Source organism: Pedobacter africanus (assembly GCF_040548825.1).
Lineage (GTDB): Bacteria > Bacteroidota > Bacteroidia > Sphingobacteriales > Sphingobacteriaceae > Pedobacter > Pedobacter africanus_A.
In genome coordinates, this window is the sequence record NZ_JBEPSL010000002.1 from 1,184,356 (window position 1) to 1,201,902 (window position 17,547).

At 48.1% G+C, this 17,547-nt stretch carries 13 protein-coding genes; 7 read left to right on the top strand and 6 right to left on the bottom strand.

The genetic code is table 11. The features are described 5' to 3' along the window. Nucleotides 1-51: 51 nt before the first annotated feature. From ABIE26_RS15210 to ABIE26_RS15235, 6 genes are all read left to right on the top strand, one after another. The gene (locus ABIE26_RS15210) at nt 52-678 is read left to right on the top strand and encodes a TetR/AcrR family transcriptional regulator (protein ID WP_310141685.1); all 627 of its coding nucleotides are present in this window, start codon (nt 52-54) and stop codon (nt 676-678) included. Continuing rightward, nucleotides 671-1,984, top strand: coding sequence for a TolC family protein (locus tag ABIE26_RS15215; protein ID WP_310141683.1), 1,314 nt, complete (start codon nt 671-673; stop codon nt 1,982-1,984). Before ABIE26_RS15210 ends, ABIE26_RS15215 begins: the two co-directional genes overlap by 8 nt. Before the next feature lie 21 nt (nt 1,985-2,005). Then, nucleotides 2,006-3,049, top strand: coding sequence for an HlyD family secretion protein (locus ABIE26_RS15220; protein WP_310141681.1), 1,044 nt, complete (start codon nt 2,006-2,008; stop codon nt 3,047-3,049). Between the two features lie 3 nt (nt 3,050-3,052). Next, nucleotides 3,053-4,600, top strand: coding sequence for a DHA2 family efflux MFS transporter permease subunit (locus tag ABIE26_RS15225; RefSeq protein ID WP_310141679.1), 1,548 nt, complete (start codon nt 3,053-3,055; stop codon nt 4,598-4,600). 235 nt (nt 4,601-4,835) lie between these two features. Beyond that, entirely contained in the window at nt 4,836-7,424 is a 2,589-nt protein-coding gene (locus tag ABIE26_RS15230; RefSeq protein ID WP_310141677.1) for a phosphoenolpyruvate carboxylase, read from the top strand. Between the two features lie 524 nt (nt 7,425-7,948). Next, nucleotides 7,949-10,297, top strand: coding sequence for a TonB-dependent receptor (locus ABIE26_RS15235; RefSeq protein ID WP_310141673.1), 2,349 nt, complete (start codon nt 7,949-7,951; stop codon nt 10,295-10,297). 76 nt (nt 10,298-10,373) lie between these two features. Here ABIE26_RS15235 and ABIE26_RS15240 read toward each other — a convergent pair whose 3' ends face one another. The 5 genes from ABIE26_RS15240 to ABIE26_RS15260 form a co-directional block, all read right to left on the bottom strand. Next, nucleotides 10,374-10,622, bottom strand: coding sequence for a DUF6952 family protein (locus ABIE26_RS15240; protein ID WP_084238254.1), 249 nt, complete (start codon nt 10,620-10,622; stop codon nt 10,374-10,376). Next, nucleotides 10,622-10,930: a thioredoxin family protein gene (locus tag ABIE26_RS15245; protein WP_084238255.1), complete on the bottom strand. Its 309-nt coding sequence runs from the start codon at nt 10,928-10,930 to the stop codon at nt 10,622-10,624. Before ABIE26_RS15245 ends, ABIE26_RS15240 begins: the two co-directional genes overlap by 1 nt. A 14-nt stretch (nt 10,931-10,944) precedes the next feature. After that, the gene (locus ABIE26_RS15250) at nt 10,945-11,577 is read right to left on the bottom strand and encodes a peroxiredoxin (protein WP_084238256.1); all 633 of its coding nucleotides are present in this window, start codon (nt 11,575-11,577) and stop codon (nt 10,945-10,947) included. Nucleotides 11,578-11,684: 107 nt separating this feature from the next. Next, nucleotides 11,685-14,039 carry a S9 family peptidase gene (locus ABIE26_RS15255; RefSeq protein ID WP_310141668.1) on the bottom strand — a complete coding sequence of 785 codons (2,355 nt, stop codon included), beginning with the start codon at nt 14,037-14,039 and terminating at the stop codon, nt 11,685-11,687. Beyond that, nucleotides 14,036-15,244: a hypothetical protein gene (locus tag ABIE26_RS15260; RefSeq protein ID WP_310141666.1), complete on the bottom strand. Its 1,209-nt coding sequence runs from the start codon at nt 15,242-15,244 to the stop codon at nt 14,036-14,038. Before ABIE26_RS15260 ends, ABIE26_RS15255 begins: the two co-directional genes overlap by 4 nt. Nucleotides 15,245-15,288: 44 nt before the next feature. Between ABIE26_RS15260 and ABIE26_RS15265 the strand changes: the two genes are divergently transcribed. Next, complete coding sequence (locus tag ABIE26_RS15265) at nt 15,289-16,689, top strand: aldehyde dehydrogenase family protein (protein WP_310141663.1); 1,401 nt, start codon at nt 15,289-15,291, stop codon at nt 16,687-16,689. A gap of 26 nt (nt 16,690-16,715) precedes the next feature. On the opposite strand, the gene ygiD is transcribed toward ABIE26_RS15265, so the two are convergent. Beyond that, nucleotides 16,716-17,543 (bottom strand): 4,5-DOPA dioxygenase extradiol, encoded by an 828-nt coding sequence (ygiD, locus tag ABIE26_RS15270; protein WP_310141662.1) that lies wholly within the window; start codon nt 17,541-17,543, stop codon nt 16,716-16,718. Nucleotides 17,544-17,547 lie beyond the last annotated feature (4 nt).

Consider the following 17,547-nt stretch of genomic DNA (forward strand, 5'->3'; position numbering starts at 1 on the left):
AACCTTAAAATTAATCAATCGATTGATTAATTTTGTCGCTGCAAATTTCAAATGGAAAAAACAGACAAGAAAGCCAGTATCCTGGAGGCGGCAGAGAAACTCTTCGCCGAACTCGGCTACGAGGCCACCTCTACACGGAACATCGCCAAAGAAGCAGGTGCAAATATGGCCATGATCAATTATTATTTCGGCTCCAAAGAAGGTGTGTTCATGGAAATCATGAGCAAAAGGATCGTCGATTTTAATACGCAGCTGATGAGCATCAACCAGGACAAGCTCTCCGGAATGGAGAAACTGGTCAAAGTAATCGAAGGTTATGCCGCAAGGGTACTTTGTAACCATAGCCTGCATAAAATGATGCACAGGGAATTGTCCATGCCCCACCGGCCAGAGATGTTCTTTAAAATAAAGAACGCAATGGCCGAAAATCTGGTGGTCATCGAAAAGATCATCAACACCGGCATTGCCGATGGCAGCTTCAGGCAGGTAGATGTAAGGATGCTGATCGCAACCCTTATGGGCACCATCAGCAATGTGGCCGTATCCCCTTCTAAAATTACCTATGGTACTACGCTCGACATCAACAACGACGAAGACCGGGAAATCATTACCGCACGTCTGATTGCCCATTTAAAAGAGCTCCTCATTACGTTTCTAACACCAAAAAAAGATGCATAAATCAATCCAATTATGTTTTTTGACTTTGATGCTGCCCGGCTTTATGTACGCCCAGGACATCAAAAAGCTGAGCTTACCCGAAGCCGTTGCGCTGGGCATAGCCAACAGCAAAAATTTAAAGCTCTCCCAAAATAAAATAGACCAGGCTGTTGCACAGTTAAGTATGGTCAAAGACAATGCCCTGCCCACAGCAAAGGCATCTTTCTTATACAACCATGCAGAAATCCCGACCAACACACTAAGCATTGGCGGCGGCAACCCCATCCACCTGCCTAAACGGGCAGATGCTTTTGTGGGTACCGCAGCAGTAGAAGAACTGGTGTACGGAGGTGGAAAATTAAAGTATGCCGAAGAATCTACGCGTCTGCTGAGCGATGTGGCCCGCCTGGATGCCGACAAGAACAAAGAGGAAGTAAGCTACGCGGTGATCAACACCTATTACGCCCTCTATAAAGTGATGCAAAGTAAAAGTGTAATTGCCCAGAACCTGGAGTCTATTGCCGGACAGCTCAAACAATCGCAGCGTTTCTTTGAACAGGGCATCGTCACTAAAAATGATGTCCTGAGGTTCCAGCTGCAGCAGGCCAATGTTTCCCTTACCGGTATGGAGGCTGAAAACAACAGGAGGATCATCAACTACAACCTGGATATCCTGCTGGGCCTTGACGAAAACACACAGATTGAGATTACCGAACCGGATGCTGCACTGAAGCCTATTGCCTCTTTGAGCAATTACCTGCAGCTGGCACTGGCCGAAAGGCAGGAACTGCGCCAGCTGGACCTTCAGACCAAGGTGGCAGACATCAATATCAAATCGGTTAAAGCCAATACCCTCCCAACTGTAGGTGTAGGGGCCAACCTGTACTACATCAACCCAAGCGGCAAGTTTATCCCGCCTACCGACCAGTATATCATGCCGGTAACCCTTGGGGCCAATATTTCCTGGAACATCGGCAATTTGTGGACCAACAAACACAAAATAAGTGATGCCCGCATACAGCAAAAGGAAGTCGGCATCCAAAAAGATATCCTTTCCGATCAGGTGAAAACCGAGATCAATAAGAATTACCAGAACTACCAGCTGGCGCTGGATAAGATCAAGGTATTGGAAACCTCGATTGCCCAGGCAACAGAGAACGACAAGCTCCTGGCTTCAAAATACAAAAACAATGTGGCTTCGGCGATAGACAGAATAGACGCCGAAACCCTGCTTTACCAGGCCAAAATTAACCTGGAACTGGCCAAGGCCGATGCCGGACTGGCCTATTATACCTTACTGAAATCTACCGGAAAAATTTCTCAATAAAACACCAAAACAAATCAGGCAATGACAACTGAAAAGAAAAAAAAGAATAAAGTTATACCCATCATACTGGGCGTACTGATCCTATTAGGCGCCATATTCGGCACAAAAGAGTACATCTATTACAGCAAACACGTGGACACCGATGATGCACAGGTTGACGGCGACATCAGCCCTGTTGTTGCCCGCGTAGGCGGATACGTACAGGAAATTAAATTTGAAGAGAACACCCGCGTAAAGGAAGGTGATGTGCTGGTGAAGCTGGACGACAGCGATTATAAAGTTAAGCTGGAACAGGCATTGGCCGGTCAGAAAGGCGCAAGTGCAGGTGTTGGGGTTTCCCAATCCCAGATTGCGGCTACAGCGGCCAATACCAGTACTGCTAAAGCCAATATCGAAGCGGCAAAGGTAAAACTGACCCTTGCGCAAAAAGATTATGAGCGTTATGCCAACCTGGTTAAAGACGGTTCTGTAACCCAGCAGGCTTTCGATCAGGCCAAAGCCCAGAAGGAATCTGCACAGGCTGCATTTACTGCCGCTACAGATCAGTACAATGCCGCGGTAAAACAGGTAGGCACCACCCAGTCACAATTAACAGTAAGCAATACCGGGGTAACCCAGCGCCAGGCCGACGTAGATTTTGCACGCCTCCAATTGTCTTATACCGAGATCAAGGCCCCTGCTACAGGAATTGTCTCTAAAAAGAATGTACAGAAAGGCCAGCTGGTACAAGCCGGACAATCGCTCTTCTCCATCGTAAACGACAACAGCATTTACATTACGGCAAATTTTAAAGAAACCCAGCTGGAAGACATCAAAACCGGCTTAAAGGTAAAAATTGAGGTGGATGCCTATCCAAATGAAGAAGTAACCGGTGAGGTTTACAATTTCGCCCCGATTACCGGAGCAAAGGGTTCGCTGCTGCCACCAGACAATGCAACAGGGAACTTTGTAAAAGTAGTACAACGTGTGCCTGTAAAAATAAAGATCACCAAAGCCTCAGAAGCTGTTCTTGCCAAACTCCGTCCGGGAATGAGTGTAAAAGTTTCTGTTTCTATAAAAGACTAAAAAATGGCCGAAAAAGGTTTAAAAAAGTGGATCATCACCTTTACAGTGATCACAGCCTCCCTGCTGGAGCTGATTGATACGACCATTGTCAACGTGGCCATACCGCAGATACAGGGTAACCTGGGCGCAACACTGGAAGATGTGGCCTGGTTATCTACAGGCTATGCCGTTGCCAACGTAATCGTTCTCCCCATGTCGGGCTGGCTGGGCAGCCGCTTCGGGCGGAAGAATTACTTCCTCTTTTCCATCGTCCTGTTTACCATCGCATCCTTCCTCTGCGGAAATGCGACCAACCTGGAAGAGCTCATTGCCTTCCGTATTTTACAGGGCCTTGCCGGCGGGGGATTGATCTCGACCGCTCAAGCCATCCTGATTGAAACCTGGCCCCGGGAAGATGTGGGCATTGCCACTGCTTTATTCGGACTGGGCGCTGTAGTGGGCCCTACCGTAGGCCCCACCATCGGGGGTTACCTACTCGAAATCAGCACCTGGCCGCTCATATTTTATGTGAATATACCCGTTGGTATCCTTGCGGCTTACTGTACCTATATGTTTGTCCGCGAAACCCCGAAAGACGGGAAAGGAATGCCGGTTGACTGGTGGGGGATCCTCCTGCTGGCCGTAGCCGTGGGCAGCTTGCAGACGGTACTGGAGAAAGGCGAAAGTGAAGACTGGTTTGCCACACCATACATTACGGCACTGGCTGTCACCTCGGTACTTGGCCTGCTCCTGTTCATCTGGCGCGAGCTGAGCACAGACCATCCCATTGTCAACTTTAAGATCATGCGGCACCGCAGCTTTTCCGTAGGGATGTTCACATCCTTTATCCTGGGATTTGGCTTGTACGGCTCCGTATTCGTATTCCCGGTATTCTGTCAGAACCTGCTGGGCTTCTCTCCGCTGCAAACCGGGGAACTCCTGTTTCCAGGAGGCCTCTGCACCATTGTTATGATGCCCTTTATTGGCATCATGCTGAAGAAAAACATCCCGGCACAGTTCATGGCCACCATCGGAATGTTCCTGTTCTTCGTGTTCTGCTACATGCTCAGCAAGTCTACCCTGCAATCGGGTACCAACGACTTTTTCCTGCCGCTGATGATCAGGGGTGTGGGTATGGCGCTGCTGTTCGTGCCTTTAACCACCTTAGCCATCCAGGACCTGAAAGGCCCGGAAATAGGCCAGGGTTCGGGCCTCAACAACATGATGAGGCAGCTGGGCGGATCTTTCGGGATTGCCGCATTAACCACGCTGATCCATGTGCGCCAGGGCTTCCACCGCAGCAACCTGCTGGTCAACATCAACGAATACAATCCGGCATTTACCGAAAGGTTCAATGCTTTTATCAAAAGTTTTATGGCCAAAGGCTATTCCTACCTGGATGCCAAAATGCTGGCCGCAAAATCCATAGAAGGTACAGTAACCAAGCAGTCGCTCCTGCTCACCTATAGCGATGCCTATTGGGTGGCCGGACTGATCCTGCTCTGCTCAATCCCCTTATTGTACCTGCAGAAGTTTAAAAAGAACGTTGCCGTTCCCGCAGATCTGCATTAAAAAAAGCAGCCGCCGGAAAATTCCAGCGGCTGCTTTTACCCCAAAAAAATAACAATTACCGTACAACCTGCGCCATAGAGGCAAAGGCCATACATACCTTTAAAAGATTTTTTGAATCTCTATAATCCTAAGTTAAAAAATTCTGGCGTAAAAATCAAAATAATTTTATCCACCGTTTAAGTCGTTTTTTCAATCATTTTTGCTACTTTAAGCGCGAATTTTTTTCCACCAGATTATGATGCAGAAACTACGCGCAAAAGGGCAGAGGGAATCTACGTTTAACAACGAAGTTGTATCCCGGTTCGAACTCTACAACAGCCTTTTTCTTACCCTTCCGTTCTACAAAATTAAAGACACAGGGACTTTGCTGCCCCTGTTTATCAAGTACTGCGAGGATGGCGTAAACAACCATGAAACCCCGGCAGCTATTATCGATGCTTTTTTTAAGAAGTACACCCAAACCCAGGCCAGCAAGGACATTATTGACCTGCTGTTCCGTTTTATCCAGTACATAGAACGCCAGGTGGTATTGTTCGATGCCGTAGAAGACGCTTCTTTCAATAAGCTGAATGCTTCTGATGAACACAATGCCTTGCTGTCTTACCTCAAAAAAGGGATAGACAACAAGGCGCTGAACGACAAGATCGAAAAACTCATCGATGAGTTTTCCCTGCGCCTGGTGTTAACGGCACACCCCACCCAATTTTACCCGGGCAGTGTGCTTTCCATCATTACCGACCTCACCACGGCCATCAAAACCAACGATATATCCAGCATCAACCTGCTGCTCCAGCAACTGGGCAAAACCCCTTTCTTCAATAAGAAATCGCCGACCCCGGTTGATGAAGCCCTGAGCCTGGCCTGGTACCTGGAAAATGTATTTTACTTTGCCGCCGCCAATATCCAGTCTGAAGTGGATAAAAGCCTGAACGACTATAACCTGGAATCCAAAAAGATCATAGAACTGGGCTTCTGGCCCGGGGGCGACAGGGACGGCAACCCTAACGTACATGCCGATTCCACTATACAGGTGTCCAAAATGCTACGGCAGATCCTATTCCGCTGCTATTACCGCGACTTCAGGAACCTGAAACGCAGGATCACCTTCAGGGGCGTGGAAGAGCCCATTGCGATTGTGCAGGATGTGCTGTACAAAAACGCATTCGACCCCAATATCGAAATAGAAAACATTTCCGGCTTCCTGATCGAGAACCTGAACAAGATCAGAACCACCCTGATAGATGACCACGACGGCCTGTTTGCCGATCTGGCATCCGACCTGATCCGGAAGGTGGAACTTTATGGCTGTCACTTCGCCTCTCTCGACATCCGTCAGGATAGCCGGGTGCTGAGGAATGTGCATGCCTTTTGCCGCCAGAGCAAACCCATCATTTCCCTCTTCCCTGAAAATTACGACAGCCTCAGCGAAACAGAAAAGATCAAAGCACTTTCTTTCAAAAGCGCCAAGCTCAACTATACTGAAAATGCAGATTCCCTGGTTAAAGACACCCTGCAAACCATTGCCGAGATCAAACAGATTCAGGAAAGCAATGGCGAACTGGCCTGCCACCGTTTCATCATCAGCAACTGCCAGCAGGCCAGCGACATCCTGCAGCTGATGGAGCTTTTCCTCTGGAATGGCTGGGAAGAAAGCAATCTGTCGATAGATTTTGTTCCCCTGTTTGAAACCGTGCACGACCTTGCCGACGCGGCCGAAATTATGGAAACCCTGTATGCCCATCCTTTTTACAAGGCACACCTCAAAAGAAGGGGCAACAAACAGCACATCATGCTGGGCTTCTCTGACAGTACCAAAGATGGCGGATATCTGATGGCCAACTGGTCTATCTTTAACGCCAAGGTGTCCCTTACTGAAACTGCAAATAAACACAACATACAGCTGGCCTTTTTCGACGGCCGTGGTGGCCCTCCTTCCAGGGGCGGCGGCAAAACACACCGTTTCTATGCCTCTATGGGTAAAGAAATTGCCAATAAAAATATCCAGCTTACCATACAGGGACAAACCATCAGTTCCCAGTATGGCTCTATAGACAGTGCCGAATTCAACATCGAACAGCTGATCAATGCGGGCATGTCGGCCGGAATAAAGGAAACACACAACATCCTGCTCGACCCTCTGCACAAAGACCTGCTGGATGTGATGGCCAAAGAAAGCTACGATTCTTTTGTAGCCCTGCGCCAGCACCCCCTGTTTTTAAGTTACCTGGAGAAATTCTCGCCGCTCACGCTCCTGTCCAAGATCACCATCAGCAGTCGGCCGGTAAAACGCAATGCCGGAGGGGCATTAAAACTGGAGGACCTGAGGGCCATCAGCTTTGTAACAGCATGGAGTCAGCTGAAACAGAACATCCCGGGCTTTTATGGCATGGGCACAGCCCTGAAAAACCAGGAAAAGCTGGGCAACTGGGACAAAGTGGTTAAAACCTATCAGGAATCGGGCTACTTCAAAACCATCATCGACAACTGTATGATGTCTATGAGCAAATCTGATTTCTCCATTACCGCGCACTTTGCCAACGACAAAGAATATGGCGCGTTCTGGAAAACGTTGCACGACGAGTTTGAGCTCTCTAAAAACATGCTGTTAAAGCTTTCGGGCCACAGTACCCTGATGGAGAATTACCCTGTAGAGAAGAGCTCTATTGCCGTAAGAGAGAAAATTGTACTGCCGCTGGTACTCATCCAGCACTTTGCCCTGGAGCAGCTGCAAACAGAGCTCAGCGAAGAAGAACAGCAATCTTACGAAAAACTGGCCATCAGAACGGTCTATGGCATCGTAAATGCAGGTCGTAACCTGGCTTAACGCTAAACGCTTCGTCAAATAAATTCCCGTCATCGCGTGAGCTCCCGTCGTCTCAATGATAGGAGAGATCTCTTGAACCAAACCGGACAAGAGATCTCTTCATTCAGCCCACTTTGTCCCTAAAATATTCAAAACCTGTACCTGTTTATAAGCTTCTCTTATATTTGAGTAAATCATCCTGGTATGGAAAATTATTACCTCTCGTTATTTTGTGCTGTTTCAACTTGTTTCTAATGCACAGTAGCTCCGGCAGTACTTAACCGTTTCAAACTGTTTATTGTTAATGATAAAAATGAAATGCTGCCGGTAAAATGGAAAGGCAATTGGGAACTACCTGCCGTAGCATATGGTAGTAGCTGGGCTGGAAATATGAAACCATTGAGCGCTTTATTCCATGAATGGAAATTGTCTATGTTAAATAAATTTTGCAACGCACCTGGCTATTTAGACTAAATATAATTAAGTTTGCCGCGATTTCAATGGAAGCCGCTCACCTTCCAGGCCAAACTTCATTTAAATAATTTATGTACAAATTTATCCAATACACTTTATTGTTCTGCCTGCTGCTAAGCTATGGCAGCGGCTTTGCCCAGAATAATGGGCGCATTACAGGTACAATTAAAACTGCTGATGGTGAACCTGCCCTGCAGGCAACAGTGAGCATCACCGGACTCCGCAAAATCGCAGCGGGCGAAAATGGCCGTTTTACTTTTAAAAATATTCCGGCAGGCGATTATACCATTACTGCAAGTTACACCGGCCTGGAAAGCCAGAGCAAAACCATAAGCCTGCAAGCTGGTCAAAGCCTAACGGTTAATTTTATATTACAGGGCAGCGGTGCCCTTCAGGAAGTGGCAGTGGAAGCTGCCCGCCGTAAAAAGATTGTGCAGCGCGAGACAGAAAACCCTGCCCGTTTGCCCTTAAAAAACCTGGAGAACCCTCAGATTTACAATGTGGTAACCAGTGCGCTGTTTAACCAGCAGATTGTATTGGAACGGACAGATTTGTATTACAACATACCCGGTGCGGTACCCAACTTTTCGGCAGGAGGTTCACAGGGTATCAGTCAGCGTGGTTTTTCCAACACCAATGGTTTCCGGAACGGATTGGTAACCAGTGCCATTTACCCGATGAACCCGGCCATTATAGAGCGCGTAGAAGTAATGAAAGGCCCAACCGGCACTTTATTTGGCACAGGCCGCGCAAGTAGTTTTGGCGGGGTATACAACTATGTAACAAAAAGGCCATTTGGGCGCAATGCTGTAGAGCTGGGCCTTACCGCTGGCAGCTTTAACCTTGCCCGCCTTAGTGCCGATGTGAACCATGTACTAGACAGTGAAGGCAAGCAGTTGCTGCGGGTAAATGCAGCATGGCAAAGCCAGGGCTCTTTTCAGGACCAGGGCTACGCAAAAAATTTTGCATTTGCCCCCAGCTTTAGTTACCAGGTAAACGACAAACTAAAATTCCTGATAGAAGCCAGTATCACCCGCAACAGCTATACCACCACTTCTTTTGCTTTGCCTGCCAATCTGGACAGCATCAGCTTTCGCAATTTCCGCCAGTGGAAACTACCTTACGAAAGATCGTTGGGCAACAACTCTGTAGATGCTAAGATCGGTGTAAATGACATCGGGGCCGAAGCAGAATACAAAATATCAGATACCTGGAAATCGCAAACTAAATTCCTGTATTCAGAAGGAAAATATGATCACCTGCTGTGGAGCACTTTTACCATTGCTAATGATTCTACCATTGCCCGTACCGTTCGTAACCAAACACCAGAAACCTTTGGCAATATAGAATTGCAGCAGAACTTTATCGGTGACTTTAAAATTGCAGGTTTGCGCAACCGGATGGTGTTGGGCTTAGACTATAACCGCAATTATTACAGCCTGAACAGGGCAACTGTAGCTTACGACCGCGTAAACATCAATAAACCTGAAATTACCGACTTTAACAAAGAAAAGATAGACGCCTTATCAGCAGGAAAATTTGCCGCCACTACCTTTGGCGGTATCAATTATGCGGCATATGCATCCGATGTGCTGAACATTACCCCCCAACTGATGGCTATGGCCAGTTTAAGGGTAGAGCGTTATACCACTAAGGGGGCATTCGCTTTTGCAACCGGTAAACGTTCTGGCGACTACCAGCAAACAGCCTTATCGCCAAAATTCGGATTGGTGTACCAGGTATTGCCAGAAAAACTTTCTGTTTTTGCCAATTACATGAATGGTTTTGCCAACCTGGCCCCTGCGCAGCAAAGCGTAGACGGCGTACTTGAAGGCCTTAAACCACAATATGCCAACCAGCTGGAAGGCGGTATCAAGTACAGCTTCCTTAATGAGCGCATCAGTGGTTCATTAAGTTATTACGACATCAAAGTAAGCAATTCTACCCGTACCGAAACCGTAAGCGGCCAGGTACTCACCCTGCAAGATGGCACCCAGCGCAGCAGGGGTTTAGAATTCGACCTTACGGCCAACCCAATTACTGGGTTAAATATTGTGGCTGGTTACGCCTACAACCAAAACAAATATGAAAAAGCATCGCCTGCACTAACCGGAAAATCTTTGATGGCCAGCCCGAAAAATGTAGCGAATTTCTGGGCAAGTTATGTGTTACCAGCCAGCGCTTTGCAAGGATTGGGTATTGGTGCCGGAGGAAACTATGTAAGCGACTCCTGGTTTGACAGTGCCAACCGTTTTACATTGCCTGGCTACACGCTGGTAAACGCCACCGTATTTTACGAGCAAGCCAAATACCGCGTAGGTATTAAAGCAAATAACATTGGCGATAAGCATTACTGGAACCCAACAGGTATGCCGCAAAACCCAAGAAACCTCCTGCTGGATTTAAGGTTGAAGTTTTAAAAAGGAAGCGTTCCTGAAGATAAAAAAATGGCGGCCTCCTTTGGGGGCCGCCATTTTTTTATCTTCAGGAACACTATTATCTGTCAATAGCGCCCATTACTTTCTGTCCGAACGCATTCAGCGCATCTCTTTCCGCTACGCCCGATTTTACACTTTCATGTACTTCAAGCGCGCCGCAGATGTTGGTGATCATTTCCCCTGCCACATCTATTTCTTCTTCACTTACCCCTCTGAACTCACAAAAGGCCTCTAAAACCCCAAGGGTTGCTTCAAGTTCTTCTGGTGTGCTGTTCTGGAACAGTTGTCTTATTACCGGAATCTTCATTACTTTATCTTGTTAAATAATTCGCCCAATACTTCAGCCTTATTGGTTTGAACCTGATCAACCAGTGCCCCGCCTTCAAAGGCAGCAAAAGTTGGCAAATTATCAACGTTAGCCAGTTTTCGCGAGCCCGGAAGTTTTTCAGCATCAACAATAAGGAAAGCAACATCTTCATTTTCTGCTGCCAGCTTTTTAAACTTCGGCTTCATGATCCGGCAGTTTCCGCACCAGGATGCGGCATATTGAACCATTACCTTGTTGTTGTCTGCAACATATTGTTGAAGATTATCTTCTGTTAATTCTAAAAACATGATTTTTTAATTTATTAGTTAGCGCTTAAATATTCAGCAACACCAGTTCTGTTGGCGTTCATGGCCGATTTTCCTTCTTCCCAGTTTGCAGGGCAAACTTCGCCGTGCTTTTGTACGTGGGCATAAGCATCAATTAAACGCAGGTATTCTTTTACGTTTCTGCCTACAGGCATATCGTTTACACTTTCGTGGAAAACCTTACCGGTTTCGTCAATTAAATAAGTTGCCCTGAAAGTTACATTTGAACCAGAGAAAGACTCGTTTCCTTCTTCGTCATAAGCGACGTCCTGATCAACAATACCTAAAATGTTGGCCAGGTGCCTGTGTGTATCTGCCAGGATCGGATAAGTTACACCTTCAATACCGCCATTGTCTTTTGCCGTATTTAACCATGCAAAATGCACTTCGTTGGTATCGCAGGAAGCACCGATTACAATGGTGTTCCTTTTTTCAAAATCAGGCAGGGCAGCCTGGAAGGCATGTAGTTCTGTTGGGCATACAAAAGTAAAATCTTTTGGGTACCAGAATAATAAAACTTTGCTTTGTTTGCTTACTGCTTCTTCAAATACATTGATCTTCAGATCATCGCCCATTTCGGACATTGCATCAATACTTACACTAGGGAATTTTTTACCTACTATTGCCATAATTATATTATTTTTTTGATGGCACAAAGGTACGGCTATCCCCCTTCAAAAACAATCAATTTGAAGAGATAACACATACTTAATGTTGATAGTAGTATAGAAGAAATCTATGGCTTTTTCAATGTAGACTCGAATAATTTATATATCCTTTTGTACTCGTCTGTCCAGCCGCTGGGCGTGGTAAAACCATGGTCTTCTACCGGGTACACCGCCAGCTCCCAGTTGTTCTTTCCCAGCTCTATGAGCCGCTGCGAAAGCCTTACGATATCCTGAAAATGCACGTTCACATCTACCATACCATGGCACATCAGCAAATTCCCCTTCAGTCCATCTGCAAAGTAAATGGGCGAACTGCGCTTATAGGCCAACTCATCATTATAAGGTTCGTTTAAAATATTTGAGGTATAACCATGATTGTAATGGGCCCAGTCTGTTACCGACCGCAAAGCCGCCCCGCTGGCAAACACTTCCTGCTCCTTAAACAAAGCCATCAGCGTAATGAAACCACCGTAAGAGCCGCCATACAAGCCCACATGTCTGGGGTTTACCCCATATTTTTCTACCAGCATTTGCACCCCGTCTACCTGGTCGCTCAGGTCTTTGCCGCCCATATGCCGGTAAATGCCGGTACGGTGCTTACGCCCATAGCCCGAGCTGGCCGTATAATCGATATCGATTACGGTGTAGCCGTTGTCGGCCAGCATATTGTTGAACATATACTCCCTTGAATACTGGCTCCACCAGTAATGCACATTCTGCAGGTATCCTGCCCCGTGTACAAATACCACTGCCGGGCGGTTGGGATGCGGTGTTTTGGCCGGATACACCCTGGCATACACCTCATCCCCGTAGCGGTTTTTGAAGCTGACCAGATCCGGCTCCCTCCAGTTGTAGGAATTGAACTCCGCCGTGGTGGAGCTGGTGATCTTTTGCGCTTTTGCCCCCGCCTTATTGGGCTGCACGTACAGCTCCCAGGGCCTGTTCATATACGAATAGTTAATGGCCAGCCATTTTTCATCGGGCGATAACAGGACTTCATTTCCACCCTTCATGCTGGTGAGCTGCTGCAGGTTTCCACCTGTAACATCCATGCTGTAAAAATGGGTGATCCCCGGATGTTCCTTATTGGCACTGAAGTAAAACCGCTGTTTATTTTTGGAAAGCCTTAAGGATTGCACTTCCCAGTTTCCGGAAGTCAACTGTTTCTTTTTACCGGTATGTACATCTGCTACGTAAATGTGTGCATAGCCGCTGGCCTCGCTCCGGTAATACACCCGGTCATTGTCCAGCCACTGAACTTCCCCTGCGCCAGGCCCACCAATCCAGGCCTCGTCGCGCTGCCGGTCTACCAGGCTCAGCCCCCCGCTTGCAACATCCAGCTTCAACAGCCAAAGGTCTTTATTATCATGCGATGCCGCCACTACAACCGCCGCTGTTCCGCTCTCGTTCCAGTTCGGCGCCGAAAGCTCCACAATCCTGTCGGCATTCTTTTTCTTCCGCTCTTCCAGCGCCGCAGGGTAATCCTTTAAATAATCCGGCAGGTCTTTGATCCCCGGGATCTGTGCCGTAAGGATTCTGTACACGGTATCCCTGCGCAAATCATAAATATAACTTTCAGCACCAGCAGGCGTTTCTCCAACCTTGGCCCTGGTGTTCAGGTCTTCCGTATAGCCCGAGGCCGTCACATAGCTCGGCACAATTGTTCTTTTCTCTTTATCGGTGGCTTCCCGTAGCTTATAACTTAGGTAATGTGCATCAGGGCTCAGCACCAGGTCGCTCAGTGTTTTCTCTCCAATGTAAACGGGCTTCATTTTTTTGTCTGCGGCTCCGGCATCCTTTGCTGATGGCAGTTCAGGCTGATCCGCTTTCTTATTTCTGAGCACATCAAACAACTCACTTTGCTGCTGCTTTAACCATTCCTCCTTCTTCGAAACAGCTTTCTTATCTCCGCTCAGCCCCCTGTTGCCCTTAACAATATTGCTGAGCTGCCGGGTTTCGCTTGTTTTAAGGTTAAGTTCAAAAAAGTTACTGCCCTTTTGATAGGCGATATTTCCATTGCTTAAGAACATCGGGTTCCCTTCATATTCCTCTGTTTTGGTCAGCCTCCGGGCTTTGCCGGTTTTCAGTTCGTAGCAATAAATGTCGCCCCCCTTTTCGGCCAGCCCCATTGAACGGTCTTTATTATACACATAACTCATCCCTACGGCCTCATCGGCAGCCAGGGCCTTTATGGTATCTGTTTTACCGGAGGCCACATTTACCTGGTAAAGCCCCGCTTTGGCCGCTCCCTTTGGGTTCCAGTTAAAAAATACCCGTTTGCTGTCGGCCGACCAGCGGAAAGCTGAAGGTGAAACGCCGATCCATTTCTGGTCCCTCATGATCTTTTCTACCGTTAGCGGGGCAAGCTGCTGCGCCGAAGCCGTAAACGCAAACAAACAAAACAACAGGCCAAGTTTTCTCATCTCAGCACCCTCCCCGTTTTGTCTGTATTTACCACAAAAGGATTTAAGTATTCATTTACCAGCACGGCAAACTCCCTGCGTGTGGCCACCCGGGCCTCATCAAATTCTGTTTTAAAATGATAGCCCTTGCCCCATTTCTTCTTCACTTCCTCCCTGGTGGTTTCCAGAGACTTGTTGCCTACCCTGCACACCAGGTCCAGCACCCCTCCAATGGTCATATCGGCAGGTTTATAGTCATCAAACCAGATCTGGGCCTTGTAATAAAACTCTTTTATGGGTTCCTTTACTTCCGCGGTTGTTACAGGTTTATCCGGCATAAAACTTGCCCTTCCATCAGCAATTCCGGCTTTCAGAAAACCTGACAAACCTATGAACTGAATGGCCTGCCAGTTGCTGTCGGCATTCGGAATGTCAGCAAAAGGCATAAGAGAAAGCTTATAGTTGATCAGTTCGCGCTGTATGGCCTTGAGGTTGGAAAGTGAGGTTTTGGTCTTAAAAAAAACTGCATAGGCTGCTGTAGCTCCCGCGGCCTGCCCCCCGGCCATGCTTTCCGTTTCCCTGTTCAGCAGCACCAGGTTTTCCTGTCCGGGCAAGAGCAGGCTGTACAGCTGCACAAACTGCGCGGTAGCATTGCCTTTGGCATATCCGGCCGCAATGCTGTTCCGGTACAGGTTGCTTGCATAACTGAAATCCTGCCAGGTTTCGGCCGGCTTAACCGTAAGCGGTATGGCCGCATCAACATGACCACTGGCATCGGCATTTACCAGCACTTCTGGTTTAATGGTCCTGCCATCGGCCAGCAAAACACTCCAGTTGTTGCCCGAACGTTTGATCCGCGACCATTTGATGTTCCGGATCACCGTCAGGTTTTTAAGGCTGTCGCCCCAGGATTTCAGCACCGCATTGGCGCTTGTAGCATCTACATAAACTGCAGCCAGACTGTCTTTGATCCCTTTCGCCCTGCGCATTTTATGCAGAAAGTCCAGCTCCAGTCCTGATGCCAGGTTCCTGTCCGTTTCCGAAAGCCTGTATTCCGGAGCCTGCAGCAGCAGGATCGTTTTTACGCCCGAAATGGCCGACTGAAAGCCTGCCCCAATTGCATTATTCCCATTTCCAATGACCAGCACACCGGTTTTCAGGGTTTGCGACCTGCAGATCTGCGCCGCCAGCAGCATTGTGAAAACAAAAAACAATCTTCTTTTCATCCTGTATCTCCTATATTTAAATCTGATCTGTAATAACCTGTTCCATGAGCCAAACTCTCAACTCCATATTTGAAGCCCAGCAAAAGCATAAATATACGCTTAGAAACAGCAATGCGACACAAAGAATTCAGAAATTAAAAACTTTGATGGCCGCTATTGAAAACCATGAGGAAGACATTTATGCGGCCCTGCAAAGTGACCTGCGTAAAAGCCGCTTTGAAGCCGCCGTAACCGAAGTGATTTTTATTTACAGTGAGCTCCGTTTTGCCATCAGCAAGCTGGGCAGCTGGATGAAGCCCAAACGGGCAGGCAAAACCATGACCAGCCTGCTGGCCAGGAACCGCATCTGGTACGAACCCAAAGGTTCCTGCCTCATCATCTCGCCCTGGAACTATCCGTTCCAGCTCATGATGGCGCCCCTGGTCTCGGCCATTGCGGCCGGTAATTGCGCCATCCTGAAACCTTCGGAACTTAGCCCCGCCACCAGTGCCATTATCGCCAAAATTGTTAAAACCTGTTTTGAGGAAAAGGAAATCTGCTGCATTGAGGGTGATGTAAGTGTGTCTACAGCCCTGCTGGCCCTGCCTTTTGACCATATCTTTTTTACCGGCAGCACCGCCATAGGTAAGGTGGTGATGGAAGCCGCAGCCAAACACCTGAGCTCCGTTACCCTGGAACTCGGCGGAAAGTCGCCCGTTATTGTGGATGAAACCGCGGACCTGAAAGTTGCGGCAGAAAAAATTGCCTGGGGCAAGCTGCTCAATGCGGGGCAAACCTGTATTGCACCCGATTATGTTCTGGTGCCCCAGTCGCAACAGGAGAGCTTTATAGGGCATTACAAACAAGCGGCATCGGCCATGTTCCTGAAAGCCGGGGGGCAGCCCAACCCCGAGGGTTATGCCAAAATCATCAATGAAAGACATTTCAACAGAATAGCAGGATTGATGGACGATGCGGTGAATAAGGGAGCCAGAATTGCTTTTGGCGGCGAAAAAGATGAGGCCAGTCAATCCATATCCCCAACCCTGCTCAGCCAGCTGCCCCTCGGTACAGCGGTAATGGAAGAAGAAATATTTGGCCCGGTGTTGCCGCTGATCCCTTATGAAAACCTGGAAGAGGCTATTGCCCGGGTAAATGAAAAAAGCAAGCCCCTGGCGCTGTACATTTTCAGCTCGTCCAAAAACAACATCCGTCATATCCTGAAAAATACTTCATCTGGCGGGGCCTGTGTAAATGATGTGCTGGTCCACATTTCCAATCCGCGGCTGCCATTTGGCGGTGTAAATGCAAGCGGACTGGGCAGCAGCCATGGTTTTTTTGGTTTTAAAGCTTTCTCGCACGAAAGGGCTGTCGTATTTCAGCCGGGCATCAATACCACCAAAATCATTTACCCCCCTTATGAGGGAAAATCCTGGCTGCTCAAATGGCTGAAAAAACTAATGTGAGCGCGGAGAGCGGAGAGCGAAGAGGATTAACCTATCCTCACGGAGGTCATGGTGAGTGAGCCGCCCACCGCTTTATCGTTAAACAGGGAAACCCCTTCTGTAGTATTCTGCAGTCCCAGGGTATACATCAGGGGCAGATAATGTTCAGGCGTAGGAATGGCCAGCATAGCTTCCTTACCTAAGTTCTGGTAATCGAGCAGCCGCTGATGCTCCCGGTTCAGGATCAGGGATTTGAAGCGCTCATTCATTTCCAGCGCCCAGTCGTAGCCCCCGCCATTGATCATTTCCCAGCTCATCATCCGCAGGTTATGCACCATATTGCCGCTGCCCAGAATGAGTACCCCCTTTTTACGCAGGGCATACAGCTCTTTGGCCAGCTGGTAATGATACTCCGGAGCTTTGGTATAGTCAATGCTCAACTGCAGCACAGGAATATTGGCCTGCGGATACATGTGCCGCACTACCGTCCATGCCCCGTGGTCGAGGCCCCAGTCGTGATCCAGGCCAACAACCGCACTATGGATCAGGCCGGCCGTTTCTGCGGCCAAAGCCGGATCGCCCGGGGCAGGGTACTGCACATCAAACAAGGCCTGCGGAAAACCTCCGAAATCATGAATGGTCTTCGGGAAATCCATGGCCGTAACATGCGTTCCGCGTGTAAACCAATGGGCAGAAACCACCAGTACAGCCTTAGGCTGCGGAATATCCCTGGCCATTGCTGCCCATGTGGTGCTGAATGCATTGTTTTCAATCCCATTCATCGGCGAACCATGGCCAATAAATAAAACGGGCATTAAGCTGTCCTGCTCCTGCAGGTTAGCGTTAAAGGTTTTGAATTCAGCTAAACCAGACATGATG

Excerpts from the sequence above, each read along its gene's own strand:
- ABIE26_RS15260 (WP_310141666.1), bottom strand. The coding sequence starts at position 15,244 with ATGAAAAGAAGATTGTTTTTTGTTTTCACAATGCTGCTGGCGGCGCAG.
- ABIE26_RS15215 (WP_310141683.1), top strand. The coding sequence starts at position 671 with ATGCATAAATCAATCCAATTATGTTTTTTGACTTTGATGCTGCCCGGC.
- ABIE26_RS15230 (WP_310141677.1), top strand. The coding sequence starts at position 4,836 with ATGATGCAGAAACTACGCGCAAAAGGGCAGAGGGAATCTACGTTTAAC.
- ygiD (WP_310141662.1), bottom strand. The coding sequence starts at position 17,543 with ATGTCTGGTTTAGCTGAATTCAAAACCTTTAACGCTAACCTGCAGGAG.
- ABIE26_RS15210 (WP_310141685.1), top strand. The coding sequence starts at position 52 with ATGGAAAAAACAGACAAGAAAGCCAGTATCCTGGAGGCGGCAGAGAAA.
- ABIE26_RS15225 (WP_310141679.1), top strand. The coding sequence starts at position 3,053 with ATGGCCGAAAAAGGTTTAAAAAAGTGGATCATCACCTTTACAGTGATC.
- ABIE26_RS15245 (WP_084238255.1), bottom strand. The coding sequence starts at position 10,930 with ATGTTTTTAGAATTAACAGAAGATAATCTTCAACAATATGTTGCAGAC.
- ABIE26_RS15235 (WP_310141673.1), top strand. The coding sequence starts at position 7,949 with ATGTACAAATTTATCCAATACACTTTATTGTTCTGCCTGCTGCTAAGC.
- ABIE26_RS15220 (WP_310141681.1), top strand. The coding sequence starts at position 2,006 with ATGACAACTGAAAAGAAAAAAAAGAATAAAGTTATACCCATCATACTG.
- ABIE26_RS15250 (WP_084238256.1), bottom strand. The coding sequence starts at position 11,577 with ATGGCAATAGTAGGTAAAAAATTCCCTAGTGTAAGTATTGATGCAATG.
- ABIE26_RS15265 (WP_310141663.1), top strand. The coding sequence starts at position 15,289 with ATGAGCCAAACTCTCAACTCCATATTTGAAGCCCAGCAAAAGCATAAA.
- ABIE26_RS15240 (WP_084238254.1), bottom strand. The coding sequence starts at position 10,622 with ATGAAGATTCCGGTAATAAGACAACTGTTCCAGAACAGCACACCAGAA.
- ABIE26_RS15255 (WP_310141668.1), bottom strand. The coding sequence starts at position 14,039 with ATGAGAAAACTTGGCCTGTTGTTTTGTTTGTTTGCGTTTACGGCTTCG.